The sequence below is a fragment of the Caenibius sp. WL genome (assembly GCF_019803445.1).
In the GTDB taxonomy this organism is placed as follows: domain Bacteria; phylum Pseudomonadota; class Alphaproteobacteria; order Sphingomonadales; family Sphingomonadaceae; genus Caenibius.
Genome location: NZ_CP081844.1, coordinates 1299778 through 1312294, shown reverse-complemented (window position 1 = coordinate 1312294; position 12517 = coordinate 1299778). Strand labels below are relative to the sequence as shown.

At 65.3% G+C, this 12517-nt stretch carries 13 protein-coding genes; 6 read left to right on the top strand and 7 right to left on the bottom strand.

Features of this window, described 5'->3' with window-relative positions; translation table 11 throughout:
• Window positions 1–38: 38 nt before the first annotated feature.
• The 3 genes from lptB (at window position 39) to ctrA (ending at window position 3350) form a co-directional block, all read left to right on the top strand.
• Window positions 39–830 carry an LPS export ABC transporter ATP-binding protein gene (gene lptB / locus K5X80_RS06090; protein WP_222559952.1) on the top strand — a complete coding sequence of 264 codons (792 nt, stop codon included), beginning with the start codon at window positions 39–41 and terminating at the stop codon, window positions 828–830.
• A 109-nt stretch (window positions 831–939) separates the two neighbouring features.
• Window positions 940–2451, top strand: coding sequence for an RNA polymerase factor sigma-54 (gene rpoN, locus K5X80_RS06085; protein WP_261390655.1), 1512 nt, complete (start codon window positions 940–942; stop codon window positions 2449–2451).
• Between the two features lie 203 nt (window positions 2452–2654).
• Window positions 2655–3350 carry a response regulator transcription factor CtrA gene (gene ctrA / locus K5X80_RS06080; RefSeq protein ID WP_222559950.1) on the top strand — a complete coding sequence of 232 codons (696 nt, stop codon included), beginning with the start codon at window positions 2655–2657 and terminating at the stop codon, window positions 3348–3350.
• A gap of 294 nt (window positions 3351–3644) precedes the next feature.
• On the opposite strand, the gene K5X80_RS06075 is transcribed toward ctrA, so the two are convergent.
• From K5X80_RS06075 to K5X80_RS06050, 6 genes are all read right to left on the bottom strand, one after another.
• Window positions 3645–4445, bottom strand: a complete 801-nt coding sequence (locus tag K5X80_RS06075; RefSeq protein ID WP_222559949.1) for an SDR family NAD(P)-dependent oxidoreductase — start codon at window positions 4443–4445, stop codon at window positions 3645–3647.
• Window positions 4446–4503: 58 nt separating this feature from the next.
• Window positions 4504–5064 (bottom strand): carboxymuconolactone decarboxylase family protein, encoded by a 561-nt coding sequence (locus K5X80_RS06070; RefSeq protein WP_222559948.1) that lies wholly within the window; start codon window positions 5062–5064, stop codon window positions 4504–4506.
• A gap of 65 nt (window positions 5065–5129) precedes the next feature.
• Window positions 5130–6104 (bottom strand): alpha/beta hydrolase, encoded by a 975-nt coding sequence (locus K5X80_RS06065; protein ID WP_222559947.1) that lies wholly within the window; start codon window positions 6102–6104, stop codon window positions 5130–5132.
• 44 nt (window positions 6105–6148) lie between these two features.
• Entirely contained in the window at window positions 6149–6937 is a 789-nt protein-coding gene (locus K5X80_RS06060) for an SDR family NAD(P)-dependent oxidoreductase (RefSeq protein ID WP_222559946.1), read from the bottom strand.
• Between the two features lie 75 nt (window positions 6938–7012).
• Window positions 7013–7801, bottom strand: a complete 789-nt coding sequence (locus tag K5X80_RS06055; protein ID WP_222559945.1) for an SDR family NAD(P)-dependent oxidoreductase — start codon at window positions 7799–7801, stop codon at window positions 7013–7015.
• A gap of 106 nt (window positions 7802–7907) precedes the next feature.
• Entirely contained in the window at window positions 7908–9158 is a 1251-nt protein-coding gene (locus K5X80_RS06050; RefSeq protein WP_222559944.1) for an MFS transporter, read from the bottom strand.
• Window positions 9159–9401: 243 nt separating this feature from the next.
• On the opposite strand from K5X80_RS06050, the gene K5X80_RS06045 reads away from it, so the two are divergent.
• Window positions 9402–9938, top strand: coding sequence for a nuclear transport factor 2 family protein (locus tag K5X80_RS06045; protein ID WP_222559943.1), 537 nt, complete (start codon window positions 9402–9404; stop codon window positions 9936–9938).
• A gap of 81 nt (window positions 9939–10019) precedes the next feature.
• Here K5X80_RS06045 and K5X80_RS06040 read toward each other — a convergent pair whose 3' ends face one another.
• Window positions 10020–10487, bottom strand: coding sequence for a nuclear transport factor 2 family protein (locus tag K5X80_RS06040; protein ID WP_222559942.1), 468 nt, complete (start codon window positions 10485–10487; stop codon window positions 10020–10022).
• A 164-nt stretch (window positions 10488–10651) separates the two neighbouring features.
• Here K5X80_RS06040 and K5X80_RS06035 point away from each other — a divergent pair, with 164 nt between their 5' ends.
• Together K5X80_RS06035 and K5X80_RS06030 are read left to right on the top strand one after the other, a co-directional pair.
• Complete coding sequence (locus K5X80_RS06035; RefSeq protein ID WP_222559941.1) at window positions 10652–11398, top strand: SDR family NAD(P)-dependent oxidoreductase; 747 nt, start codon at window positions 10652–10654, stop codon at window positions 11396–11398.
• A 30-nt stretch (window positions 11399–11428) separates the two neighbouring features.
• On the top strand, window positions 11429–12397 hold the full coding sequence (locus tag K5X80_RS06030) for an aldo/keto reductase (protein ID WP_222559940.1): 969 nt from the start codon (window positions 11429–11431) through the stop codon (window positions 12395–12397).
• The last annotated feature ends 120 nt before the right edge of the window (window positions 12398–12517 follow it).

Sequence of the window (12517 nt, the reverse complement as noted above, 5' to 3'; positions counted from 1 at the left end):
GGGTTTTCTGCAACCGTTCCCGTGGTAAAGCATGCCCTATGAGCTCCTTGGACGATCCCCGCCCGGCCCAGCCGCACGAAAAGACCAACGCCGCCCCGCCGATTCCGCAAGGCGGGCTGGAAGTGATCTCGATCGCCAAAAGCTATGACAAGCGCGCGGTGCTGACCGATATCTCGCTTTCGGTGGGCAAGGGCGAAGTGCTCGGGCTGCTCGGCCCCAACGGCGCGGGCAAGACCACCTGCTTCTATTCGATCATGGGGCTGGTGCGCCCCGATTCGGGCCGCATCCTGATGGACGGGGTCGATGTCACCAAGCTGCCGATGTATCGCCGGGCGATTCTCGGCCTCGGCTATCTGCCGCAGGAAACCTCGATCTTCCGTGGTATGACGGTGGAACAGAACATCAATTGCGTGCTCGAAATGGCCGAGCCCGACAAGGACGTTCGCCGGGAGGAACTGGAACGGCTGCTGGACGAATTCGGGCTGGTCCGCCTGCGCGAAAGCCCGGCCATGGCGCTGTCGGGCGGTGAGCGGCGGCGGTGCGAAATCGCCCGCGCGCTGGCGGCCAAGCCGTCGATCATGCTGCTGGACGAACCCTTCGCCGGGATCGACCCGCTATCCATTTCGGATATCCGCCATCTGGTGATCGATCTCAAGGAACGCGGGATCGGCGTGCTGATCACCGACCACAACGTGCGCGAAACGCTGGATATCGTGGATCGCGCCTGCATCATCTACGGCGGGCAGGTGCTGTTCGCCGGGAGCCCGGAAGACCTCGTGGCCGACGAGAACGTGCGGCGACTCTATCTGGGCGAGAATTTCACCTTATGACCGGGCCGCCTCTTGCGGCCATGTCGCGAGGGGATGAGCGCGGCGCAACGGGCCGGGGCGGCGATGCCCGCACTCTGCCCCCGCATATATGCATGGCGGGGCGCTGCTGATGGCGCTCGGGCCCCGCCTCGATCTCCGGCAATCGCAACAACTGGTGATGACGCCGCAGTTGCAGCAGGCGATCAAGCTGCTGGCGCTGTCCAATCTCGAAATCGAAACCTTCATCGGTGAAGCGCTGGCCGCCAATCCCCTGCTCGAACTGGGCGAGAGCGCGGGCGGCGAAACGCCCGCCCCCGATGCGCCGCCCGAACCCGCACAGCCGGAATATGTCGCCCCCGCGCGCGAGGAAGCGGCGGTGGACCAGATGATCGATGAAGGCCTGGCCGCGGCCGACCAGCCGCTCGATATCGATCCCGCCGCGCTGGATACCGACCGCGACACCGGCGACGGCGCGCTGTTCGGCGGGGACAGCGGGTTTCCGGCGGGCAGCGGCGAAGCCAGCGCCATCGATATGCCGGGCGATGCGGCGGAAAGCCTCGCCGCCCATCTGGCCGCGCAAGTGGGCGCGGCGGCGCAGGACGAACGCAGCGCCGCCATCGCCATGTACCTTGTCGGGCTGCTGGACGAAGCGGGCTATCTCACCGTGCCCTTGCGCGACGCCGCCCACGATCTGGCGATCCCGCTGGACGAGGCGGAAGCCGCGCTGGCGCTGGTCCAGTCGCTCGACCCCACGGGCGTCGGCGCGCGCGATCTGGCCGAATGCCTCGCTCTGCAAGCACGAGAGGCCGACCGGTACGACCCCTGCATGGCCCGGCTGATCGACAATCTCGATCTGCTGGCCAAAGGCGGCATCAAGCAGTTGAAGCGGATCTGCGAAGTCGATGACGAGGATTTCGCCGACATGCTGGCCGAACTGCGCGGCTACGATCCCAAACCGGGCCTGCGGTTCGGCGGGAACGGCGGCAACCGGGCGGTGGTGCCCGATATCCTGCTGCGCCCGCGCGCCGATGGCGGCTGGGACATCGCGCTCAACCAGGCGTCCCTGCCCCGGCTGGTGATCAACCGGAGCTATTACCTCGAACTGCGCAAGGGCTGCCCGGACAAGGCCGCCCGCGCCTGGCTGAGCGAGAAGCTGGCCGATGCCAACTGGCTGATCAAGGCGCTGGACCAGCGGCAGAAGACCATTCTCAAAGTGACGGCCGAAATCGTCCGCCAGCAGGACGGCTTTTTCCGGCGCGGCGTGTTGGAATTGAAGCCGCTGACGCTGAAAGCCGTGGCCGAAGCGATCGATATGCATGAATCGACCGTCAGCCGCGTGACCGCGAACAAGTATCTTCACTGCGCGCGCGGCACGTTCGAACTGAAATACTTCTTCTCCAGCGGCGTCGCCGCCGCCGATGGCGCGGGCGCGGTTTCGGCCGAGGCGGTGAAAGCGCAGATCAAGGCGCTGACCGACGCGGAAGAACCGGGCGCGATCCTGTCTGACGATGCGCTGGTCGATCTGCTGCGCGCCAGGGGGTTCGATCTCGCCCGGCGCACCGTGGCCAAATATCGCGAGGCCATGGGCATCGGCAGTTCGGTCCAGCGGCGGCGGCAGAAAGCGCTCGAAGCGGTAAGGTAGATTGACGAGACGCTAATATTCGGGCGCATCGCGGGCATCCGTCCCGTTTTGGCACTGCCGCAGGCACGCAAAACAGCCACTTCCCGCCGCTTTATAACAAAATTAACCTTTTCCGTTCAGTCCTTCCATGGTTAATACGTGGCGTTATCCCTGACGCGGGCTGCGCGATCGGGGAAATCGTCGGGTAAGGGGGGGCAAAACCCATGCGTGTTCTGTTGATTGAAGATGAGCCATCGACGGCAAGAGCCATCGAACTCATGCTCACTGCCGAAGGCTTGAACGTCTATTCGACCGATCTGGGCGAAGAAGGCCTCGATCTGGGCAAGCTGTACGATTACGATATCATTCTGCTCGATCTCAATCTGCCGGATATGCATGGCTACGACGTGCTCAAGAACCTGCGTGTGGCCAAGGTTGAAACGCCGGTGCTGATCCTGTCGGGCATTGCCGAAATGGATTCCAAGATCCGCAGCTTCGGCTTCGGGGCTGACGATTACGTGACCAAGCCTTTCCACCGAGAAGAGCTGATCGCCCGCATCCACGCGGTGGTGCGCCGGTCCAAGGGGCATTCGCAATCGGTCATCCGCACCGGCAAGCTTTCGGTCAATCTCGATGCCAAGACGGTGGAAGTGAACGCCGCGCGCGTGCACCTGACGGGCAAGGAATACGCGATGCTGGAACTGCTTTCGCTGCGCAAGGGCACGACGCTGACCAAGGAAATGTTTCTCAACCACCTCTATGGCGGGATGGACGAGCCGGAACTCAAGATCATCGACGTGTTCATCTGCAAGCTGCGCAAGAAGCTGAGCCTGGCCTGCGATGGCGAAAACTACATCGAAACGGTCTGGGGGCGCGGCTATGTCCTGCGCGATCCGGACCAGAGCGCCGAAGCCGCCTGAACGGGCGCCCGGCGCCGGCCGATCGCCGCGCCTGCCGCAAACGGCCCGCCCCCGATGGAGGCGGGCCGTTTGCTTTGGCGATCGAATCTTGCAAGCATGATTTGCCCGCGGCGCTCATGACTGCTCCCACACCACCAACCTCCGCTCGGCCTGAGCCTGTCGAAGGCCACGCGCGCAAGGTGTGGCAAGGAGCTGTTCAGAGTGAGAGGCTGCCGTTACGTGCAGCCTTCGACAGGCTCAGGCCGAGCGGGGTGGGTTAGCCCTTCAGGCAACCACTCTGCCCAGCTATCCAGGTCAGCTATCGGGGCCGAGATCGGGCGCCCAGCCTGCCCCGTTGATATGCGCCCCGCCATCGACGAACAGCGTGTTGCCCGTCAGATAGCGCGCGTCTTCGCTGGCGAGGAACACCGCCACGCCGCCGATATCCTTTTCCGGATCGCCCATGCGCCCCATCGGATTGGCCGCATTGGTGGCGGCGGCGACATCGGGCGCGCTTTCGACGAACCGGCGATAGGCGGCGGAAATGGCAGCCGGGCAGATGATATTGGCGCAGATGCCATAGCCCGCCCATTCGCGCGCGGCGGAGCGGGTGTAGGCGCGCAGGGCTTCCTTGCTGGCGTTGTAATCGGCAGAGCCCATGTGCGCGTTGACACCGTTGAGCGAGCCCATGTTGATCACCCGCCCCCAATGCTGCCCGCGCATATGCGGCAGGGCCGCCTCCATCGTCCATTTGACCGCGTAGAGATTCATTTTCATCGCGGTTTCGAACGTCTCGTCGTCCTTCTGCTCGATGCGGATCATCGAACTGCCGCGATAGGCGTTGTTGACCAGGATATCGATCGATCCGAAATGATCGACGCAGGCTTGCACCGCGCCGACGACGCGTTCCTTGATCGTCACGTCGCAGGCATAGAATTCGGCCCTGCCGCCCATGGCGCGCAATTCCTCCGTCACCTGGCGGCCGCGTTCCTCGTCGAAATCGGCCACCACCACGGCGGCGCCTTCCTGTACGAAACGGATCGCGATGCCGCGCCCCACCCCGTCCGCCGCGCCTGTCACCAGCGCGGCGCGCCCGGCCAGCCTGCCCTCACTCATGCTTTCCTCCTGTTATGGTATCACGACCCTGCTTACGCCGCCGGCCCTGTTTCCGGCCCTATTCGGCGGCTTGCGAAAACGGCAGGCACACACTATCGAATCCCAGCACATGCGCCACGCGCCCCAGCCCCATCCACGCGGCGACGCAGTGCGACAGGTCGACCAGCTCGGCATCGGAATAGAGCGCATGGGCGCGTTCCCAGAACGCCTCATCATCGGCCAGAACCTTGGGCTCCTCGGCAAAGCGTTCGGCATATTCGATCGCCAGCTTTTCGCGCGGGCTGAACAGCGGCGAGGTGCGCCATTCGGCCACCGCGCCATAGAACGCCTCGTCCGGGGCGGGGCCGTTGTCAGACACCAGATGCGCGGGGCGCTGCCCGGTGGCGGCGAACATCGCCTGCACATCGCGCGCGGCGCGGAACTGCTGGCAGATCAGGCAGCCGTTGATCTGCGCGATGCGCGCGCGGGCGCCTTCGAATTCGCGCAGCGGCAGGCGCGAGTGCTGATACACCGCTTTCGAAAAGGCCGCCGCCGCCGCCATGATTTCCGTCGCATGAGTGCGCGCGGCATAGCCGTAGGGATCGGCTCCATCGCTGTCAGGCAAGGCAATCCGGATCATCGTATTCTCCTCTCCGGCGGCATCGGCGCGCCGCCTTTTCGTCACCCGTCAGGCCGGGCAGCTTATCACGATTGCCAGCAACGGGCGACAAAGCCCGCCAGTTCCCGCTGCATCCCGGCATCTTCGGGCGCGCCCATGAAGCTGCCGTGCGGCATCGCCTCGAACACGTGCAGTTCGGCCGCCACCCCCGCATCGCGCATGCGGCGATGCATCCGCACGGTGTTCGACAGGAACAGATCGCGCGTGCCCGATTGCAGCAAAGTGGGCGGGAAGCCCGCCAGATCGCCGAACAGCGGCGAAAGATAGGGATCGTCCAGCGGGTGCCCATCAGCATAGAGTGCGATGCTGTCCGTCAGGCGGGATTTCAGCACCGGATCGAGCCCGAGCAGCGTTTCGAAACTGTCCCCGCTTTCGGTCAGGTCCACTTCGGGCGTCAGCAGCACCAGCCCGGCGGGCATCGGCAGCCCTTCATCGCGGGCCCGCAGCAGCAGCGCGGCGGCGAGATTGCCCCCGGCGGACGATCCGCCGATCACCACGTTCCCGGCCCCGTGCCGCGCCACCAGTTCGGCATAGACCGCCACGCAATCGTCAAGCGCGGCGGGATAGGGGTGATCGGGCGGCATGCGGTAATCGGCCGCGATCGTTTCCACCCGATGCAGATTGGCCACGCGCACCGCGCCCAGACGGGCGAATTCCCCCGCCCCGAAAACCAGCCCGCCGCCATGGATATCGAGATAGATCCGGCGGTCGGACGCCTGATGCCCGGCAGGCCGCACCCGGTGACAGGTGACGCCGCCCACCGTGGCCGTTTCGGAAACGGCCCCCGCTTCGTCCAGCCCGGCGAAGTATTGCACCATCATCGCATCGGTGGCGGCGATAGCCTTGCGCCAGGCCTCCGTGTCGCTGGCCGGCGGCATCGTGCGGGCGGGCGCGGCGTGCGACGCTTGCAGGAACGCCACCGCCGCCGGACTGAGCGAGCGCGGCCAGGGAATGGTCCGTTCCGCCAGTGTCACCCCGTCCTGCGTATCTCGATCCGTCATGGGCCCTCCTTCGCGCTCGCGCGCCGTGTGTGGTTCGATTCCCGTCAGCTTTCGGCCACGCCGGGTGCGCCGGGCATGCCCTGATAGAACTGCCCCGCCATCAGCCCGCCATCGACGACGATTTCCGCCCCCGCCATGTAGGAGGCATCGTCGCTCGCCAGGAACAGCGACGCGGCGGCCACTTCTTCCTGCCCGCCCGCGCGCTGCAACGGCAGATGGGCAAAAGTCGCATCCAGTTCCTCGCGCGACATGGCGCCTTGATTGCCCATCGCCGTGTCGATCGTGCCGGGATGGATCGAATTCACGCGGATGCCGCGATGGCCCAGTTCCAGCGCCGCCACTTTGGTCAGCCCGCGCACGCCCCACTTGCTGGAGGCATAAGCGCCCAGGCAATTGCCCGCCTGCATTCCGGAGACGGAGGAGATGTTGACGATCGAGCCCCTGCCCCGCGCGATCATCCCCGGCGCCACCGCCTTGATGCCGAGGAACTGGCCCACGAGATTGACTTTGAGCACGCGTTCGTACTCGTCCAGCGTGGTGCCGATCAGCGTGCGGAACATCAGGATTCCGGCGTTGTTGACCAGCACATCCACCGGGCCGAGATCGCTCTCCACCCCGGCGACCAGATCGGCCCAGCCCGCTTCGTTCGTCACGTCATGATGATAGAACCGGGCCGCATCGCCCAGTTCCGCCGCCAGCGCCGCCCCTTCGGCGTCCAGCACGTCGGCAATCGCCACTTTGGCGCCTTCGGCCGCGAACAGCCGGCTGGTCGCCGCACCCATGCCCCGTGCGCCGCCGGTGACGATGGCCACTTTGCCTGAAAGCCTTCCCATACGATCCTCTCCGTTTCGCCCCTCCCGGCGCCGGCCGTTGTCGGCCGCGCCACCGGAAGGGGGCATTGCGTGCGTTCAGGCTTCGGGCACGCCCGGCGCGCCGGGGAAGCCCGGATAGTACTGGCCCGAGGTCATCCCGCCATCGACGACGATTTCCGCACCGGCGAGGTACGAGGCATCGTCGCTCGCCAGGAACAGCGAAGCGGCGGCGACTTCTTCCGGCCCGGCCACGCGCTGCAGCGGAATATTGGTGAAACGTTCGTTGACCTTGTCGCGCGCGGTGTTGTCATGATTGGTCATCGCCGTGTCGACCCCGCCGGGATGGACGGAATTGACGCGGACGCCGCGATGGCCCAGCTCCAGCGCGGCCACCTTGGTCAGCCCGCGCACGCCCCACTTGCTGGACGCATAAGCGACGAGGCCGTTGGCCCCCTTCATCCCATCCACCGACGAGATGTTGACGATCGAACCCTTGCCCCGCGCGATCATCCCCGGCGCCACGGCCTTGATGCCGAGGAATTCGCCCACGAGATTGACTTTGAGCACGCGTTCGTAATCTTCCAGCGTGGTCGCCAGCAGGCTCTTGAACATCAGGATTCCGGCGTTGTTGACCAGCACATCCACCGGCCCGAGGTCGGCTTCGACCTGCTGGACTATGGCCGCCCATTCGCTTTCGCTGGTCACGTCATGGCGGTAGAATCGGGCCGCATCGCCCAGTTCCGCGGCCAGCGCCTTGCCGTCTTCCTCCAGCACGTCGGTGATCGCCACTTTCGCCCCTTCGGCCGCGAACAGGCGGCTGGTTGCCGCGCCCATTCCGCGCGCGCCGCCGGTTACGATTGCCACTTTGCCGGAAAGTCGGCCCATTGCTCAGTCTCCTGTTTCAGTTCACGGATCGGCGCGGGATTGCCCTTGCGCGCATTTCGGTTCCGGCCCGCCCCGCGATGGCGGCGGGCCGCGTTGGTTCGTCCTGTCAGGCGGATGCCGCTTCCGGCGCCGCGCGTCTGCTGGCCACGACGCGGGCGACGATCAGGAACAGCGCCATGATCGCCGCCGCCATGGCGATAATCGCGACGATCACCGGATTGTAATTCACCGAATGATCGCGCAGCACGCCTGCCGCCGGGGGCAGCAGGAAGTTCATCGGCAGCGTGCACAAGGTGAACAGGCCGATCACCCGCGCCAGCGCGCTGACCCCGAATATCTGCGCGCCTAGCATGTTGACGGCGGGGAACACGCCCGCCCCGCAGGCGCCCAGCACCAGCGTCGCCATAAGCAGCAGAGGGTAGAAGCTCGTCGCATAAAGCACGGCCCAGCCGCCCGCGATCAGCGCGCCGATCAGCGCCAGCGTGTTGGCTGAACCGATCCGGTTGGCGATGATCCCGGCCAGCAGCGAACCGATAATGCTCGCCGCGCCCATGATCGACAGCAGCAGGGCCGCGTCCGCATCGGGCAGGCCGCGCTCGGTGGCGAAAGCGACGATGTGCGAAATGCCGACGATGCCCGCCGCGCTGAGGCACCCCGCGCCGACCACCACGGCCCAGAAGACCGGCCGCGTCAGAATCGCCCGTGCGCTCGTGGCGCTGTCCGCGCCATGGCCCTGCGCATCGCCGCCCGCCGCCATGCCCGGCGGCGCGTCGATCACGCCCAGCACCACCGGCACCAGCAGGACATGGATGCCCGCCAGAGCGAGGAAGAACGTCGGCAATCCCTGGCTCTTGATCAGCGCCACGCCCAGCAGCGGCACCAGCGCCACCATGACAGGCATATTGACGAAACCGAGCGCCCCGCCCGCGTTGGGCTGGAACCAGTTGCTCGCCAGAACGCTGGCCGGAAACGGGCCGAACATGGCGATGCCGATGCCGATCAGCAGGCCGAAAGCGGCGAGCACGACATAGATGTTGGGAGCGAAGGCCAGCGCGACATAGCCCAGTCCGGAAAGCATGAGCCCGGTCAGCATCGTCCGCCGCAGGCCGAAATGGCCGATCATGCGCGCCACCAGCGGGCTCACCAGCCCCATGGTCAGCACCGCCAGCGCCAGCCCCATCGAAGCCAGCCCCATGCTGACGGCATACTTCGCCTTGATTTCCCCGACCGCGACGCCAAACCCGCCAAAAGCGCAACCAACCGACACATTCTGACACAGGAAACCGCGCACAGCCATGGCCCATCGTCCGGGCTGCGGCACGGCCTCCGCTGGTACGCTTGCCGACGTCATCGCCATATCTCCCAACTCCACGTCTTTTTATGGGCGCGGGCTTACCTTCGGCTGGCACCACCCGTCAATCAAACTTGGCGTGCGATGCGGGCGCATCGGCGCAAGGCCCGCCCTGCGTTGTCCGTTGCGCCCGCGATTGCCCGATTGAATCGCCGATCGCCGCGCGCCTTTTGATATGCGTTGCAACTGTCCGGCAATGGTGCGCATATATCGCTTCGAACGGAAACGACCAAAAATTGGAGAGCCCCCATGCCCTATACTCTGCAGCAACTGTCCGACATCGAGGAAATCCGCATGCTCAAGCATCGCTATTTCCGCGGAATCGACACGGCCAACGCCGAACTGCTCGCCACCCTGTTCACCGACGATGTCACGGTGGACTATCGCGGTGGTGAATACCGCGTCAATTTGCAGGGCAAGGACACGATGCTCGAATTCCTCGCCAACAGCTTCAATTCGCAGGTGGCGGCGATGCACCACGGCCATATGCCCGAAATCACCATCACCGGCGAAGACACCGCCGATGGCATCTGGTATCTCGAAGACATCTTCATCAATCTGGCCGGAAAAACGCACACCATCGGCAGCGCGATCTATAAGGATCAGTATCGCCGCGTCGGCGGCAAGTGGAAAATCGAACGCACCGAATACGACCGCGTGTTCGAAGTCGTCTTCCCGCTGTCCGAAAACGCGAAGCTCACCTCGCACCATCTGGCGCGCGCGGGGCTCAAGCCGGATCAGCTGACCGATATCAGCAGCATGATCTCCTGGACCAAGGCGGCCTGAACTGCCCCTTCCGGTTAAACGGAACCAGCCCGGCCCGCCGCCCTTTCCCGGTCGGCGGGCCGGTATCGTTTCGGGCCCCGTTCAGCCCACCACATCCGCAATCGCGGGGGCCGGCGCCATCTGCGGGGTGTTGTAAGTGTAGGATATTTCCTCTCGCCGTTCGGCGATGCGCCAGCCCTTCTCCGTCCGCACCAACTTGTCATTGTACCACAAGCCGACGAAGAAGACGTGATCTTCCCCGTCGTCCTTGCGCAGCACCATCGGGTTGAACAGGATCGTGCGGCTTTCCGCCGTATCGCCGTTCAGCTTCAGCTTGTGCGTCGCCACCATGTGCTGAAACGTGGGGAAGCGTTCCATCGCCGTGGCCAGCCAGCGCTTGATTTCGGGCAATTGCCCTTTTTCCCCGCCCGCTTCGGTGTAATCGATGAACGCATCGGGCGTGAACACATCATCCAGCCCATCCCAGTTCCGTTCGTCGATCGCGTAAGTGTAGCGGGAAAACAGATCCTGAATTTCCAGCCGGTCGGACATTTCCTGCAACGACATCATCGGGGGCATCCTCCTTTGGTTCTTGCCATCTCGTGCGATCCCGGTGTCGATTCGCCACGCAAATTCGCACCGGCCGATAGCCTATGGTTGAAACGCGTAGCCGCCTGACGCAAGTCTGCACGAAACGGATATCGAGCCGGATTCGGCAAACGGGAGAAGACAGCGTGCGTTTCGAAGGCAAATCCATCATCGTGACCGGGGCCGCATCGGGCATCGGACTGGCCACGGCCAGGAAATTCGCCGCCGAAGGGGCGCGGCTGGTACTGGGCGACCGTAACGAGGAAGGCGTGGCCGCCGCCGCGCGCGATCTCGGCGGCGATGCGATCGCCATGCCGCTCGACGTGGCGGACGAACAGTCCTGCCAGGCGCTGGTCGAACGCGCGGTGGCCGCGCACGGCGGGCTGGACGTGCTGTGCAACATCGCCGGCATTCTCGATTTCGGGTGCATGGCCGATCTCGACAAGAGCCGCTGGGACCGGACCATCGCCGTCAATCTGACCGGCGTCTATCTGATGTCGCGCCTCGCCATGCCGCATCTGCTGAAGACCAAGGGCAATATCGTCAACATGGCCTCGGCCGCGGGGCTGGTCGGCGTACCGTTCAATTCCGCCTATGTCGCAGCGAAGCACGGCGTCGTCGGGCTGACCAAGGCGCTGGCGCTGGAATTCTCCAAGCAGGGCATCCGCATCAACTGCATCTGCCCGACCGGGGTCAACACTCCGATGATCGCGGGCGCGCCGCCGGAAAATATCGACTGGGAACTGGTGATGCGCGCGGTGCCATGGCTCGACGGCGGAGAAAACTGCGATCCGGAAGATATCGCCGATGCGGTCGCATTCCTCGCCTCGCGCGAAGCGCGCCGGATCACCGGCGTGGCCTTCCCCGTCGATGGCGGGCAAACCGCCGCCTGATCCCCCTTCGTGAAAAAGGATAGCCCCCCAATGAAGAAACTGACTCTGCCCGGCACCGATCTCCAGGTCAGCCAGCTCTGCTACGGCACCAACATGCTCGGCACCGCGATCGACCAGCCCAGCGCCAACACCATTCTCGACCGCTTTACCGCACTGGGCGGCAATTTCCTCGACACCGCGCGGTCCTACGGCGACTGGGTGCCCGATGCCCCCGCGGGCGCGAGCGAGCGCGCCATCGGTGCGTGGCTGAAAGGCAGGAACCGCGCCGATGTGGTGATCGCCACCAAAGGCGCTCAGGTGGATATGCGCGCGGGCGACTGGCGCAACCGGGTGACAGCGGAAGACATCGCGCAGGATCTGGCCGAAAGCCTCGACCATCTGGGAATCGACACCATCGATCTCTACTGGCTCCATGCCGACAATCCGCAAGCCCCGGTCGGCCCTATCATCGATGCCCTGCTGGCGCATCAGGCGGCGGGCAAGATCCGCTACTTCGGCGCATCGAACTGGACGCCCGAACGCATCCGCGAAGCCAACGCCTATGCCGCGTCCAAAGGCAAGCAGGGCTTCGTCGCCTCGCAGACGTTCTGGGGCCTTGCCGCGCCCGACCGCGAAGCCTCCACCGCGCAGGGCTACCAGCTCTATTACGAAGACGGTTATCAGGACATCCACGCCGAAGGGGTGACGATGATCCCCTATGCCGCGCAGAGCGGCGGTTATTTCACCAAGCTCGCCGCCGGGGGCGAAGCCGGGCTGCCCGATTTCCTCAAGGCGCGCTACGACAACCCGGTCAACGCCCGGCGCTTCGCCGCCGTGCAGGAATTGGCGGGCAAGCATGGCGTTTCGATCAACGAGATCGTGCTCGCCTATCTCGTCAACCAGCCGCACCTGACGATTCCGATTTTCGGCGCCCGCACGCCCGAACAGGTGGACGACAGCGTGAAAGCCGCCGCTGTCACGCTGAGCGCGACGGAACTGGCGCAACTGCGCGGCGAATAAACGGCGGCGGAAGCGGGCGGGCCAGCGCGCGCCCGCTTCCGCCTCAGCATACGAAAAGGGCCCCGGCGGCAATGCCGTCGGGGCCCTTTTCCTGTCCACCGCAGGGCCGCCGGTTTCGCA

Bases quoted from the DNA above. Each gene is read 5' to 3' on its own strand.
- lptB (WP_222559952.1), top strand. From the start codon at position 39: ATGAGCTCCTTGGACGATCCCCGCCCGGCCCAGCCGCACGAAAAGACC.
- rpoN (WP_261390655.1), top strand. From the start codon at position 940: ATGGCGCTCGGGCCCCGCCTCGATCTCCGGCAATCGCAACAACTGGTG.
- ctrA (WP_222559950.1), top strand. From the start codon at position 2,655: ATGCGTGTTCTGTTGATTGAAGATGAGCCATCGACGGCAAGAGCCATC.
- K5X80_RS06075 (WP_222559949.1), bottom strand. From the start codon at position 4,445: ATGAGTGAGGGCAGGCTGGCCGGGCGCGCCGCGCTGGTGACAGGCGCG.
- K5X80_RS06070 (WP_222559948.1), bottom strand. From the start codon at position 5,064: ATGATCCGGATTGCCTTGCCTGACAGCGATGGAGCCGATCCCTACGGC.
- K5X80_RS06065 (WP_222559947.1), bottom strand. From the start codon at position 6,104: ATGACGGATCGAGATACGCAGGACGGGGTGACACTGGCGGAACGGACC.
- K5X80_RS06060 (WP_222559946.1), bottom strand. From the start codon at position 6,937: ATGGGAAGGCTTTCAGGCAAAGTGGCCATCGTCACCGGCGGCGCACGG.
- K5X80_RS06055 (WP_222559945.1), bottom strand. From the start codon at position 7,801: ATGGGCCGACTTTCCGGCAAAGTGGCAATCGTAACCGGCGGCGCGCGC.
- K5X80_RS06050 (WP_222559944.1), bottom strand. From the start codon at position 9,158: ATGGCGATGACGTCGGCAAGCGTACCAGCGGAGGCCGTGCCGCAGCCC.
- K5X80_RS06045 (WP_222559943.1), top strand. From the start codon at position 9,402: ATGCCCTATACTCTGCAGCAACTGTCCGACATCGAGGAAATCCGCATG.
- K5X80_RS06040 (WP_222559942.1), bottom strand. From the start codon at position 10,487: ATGATGTCGTTGCAGGAAATGTCCGACCGGCTGGAAATTCAGGATCTG.
- K5X80_RS06030 (WP_222559940.1), top strand. From the start codon at position 11,429: ATGAAGAAACTGACTCTGCCCGGCACCGATCTCCAGGTCAGCCAGCTC.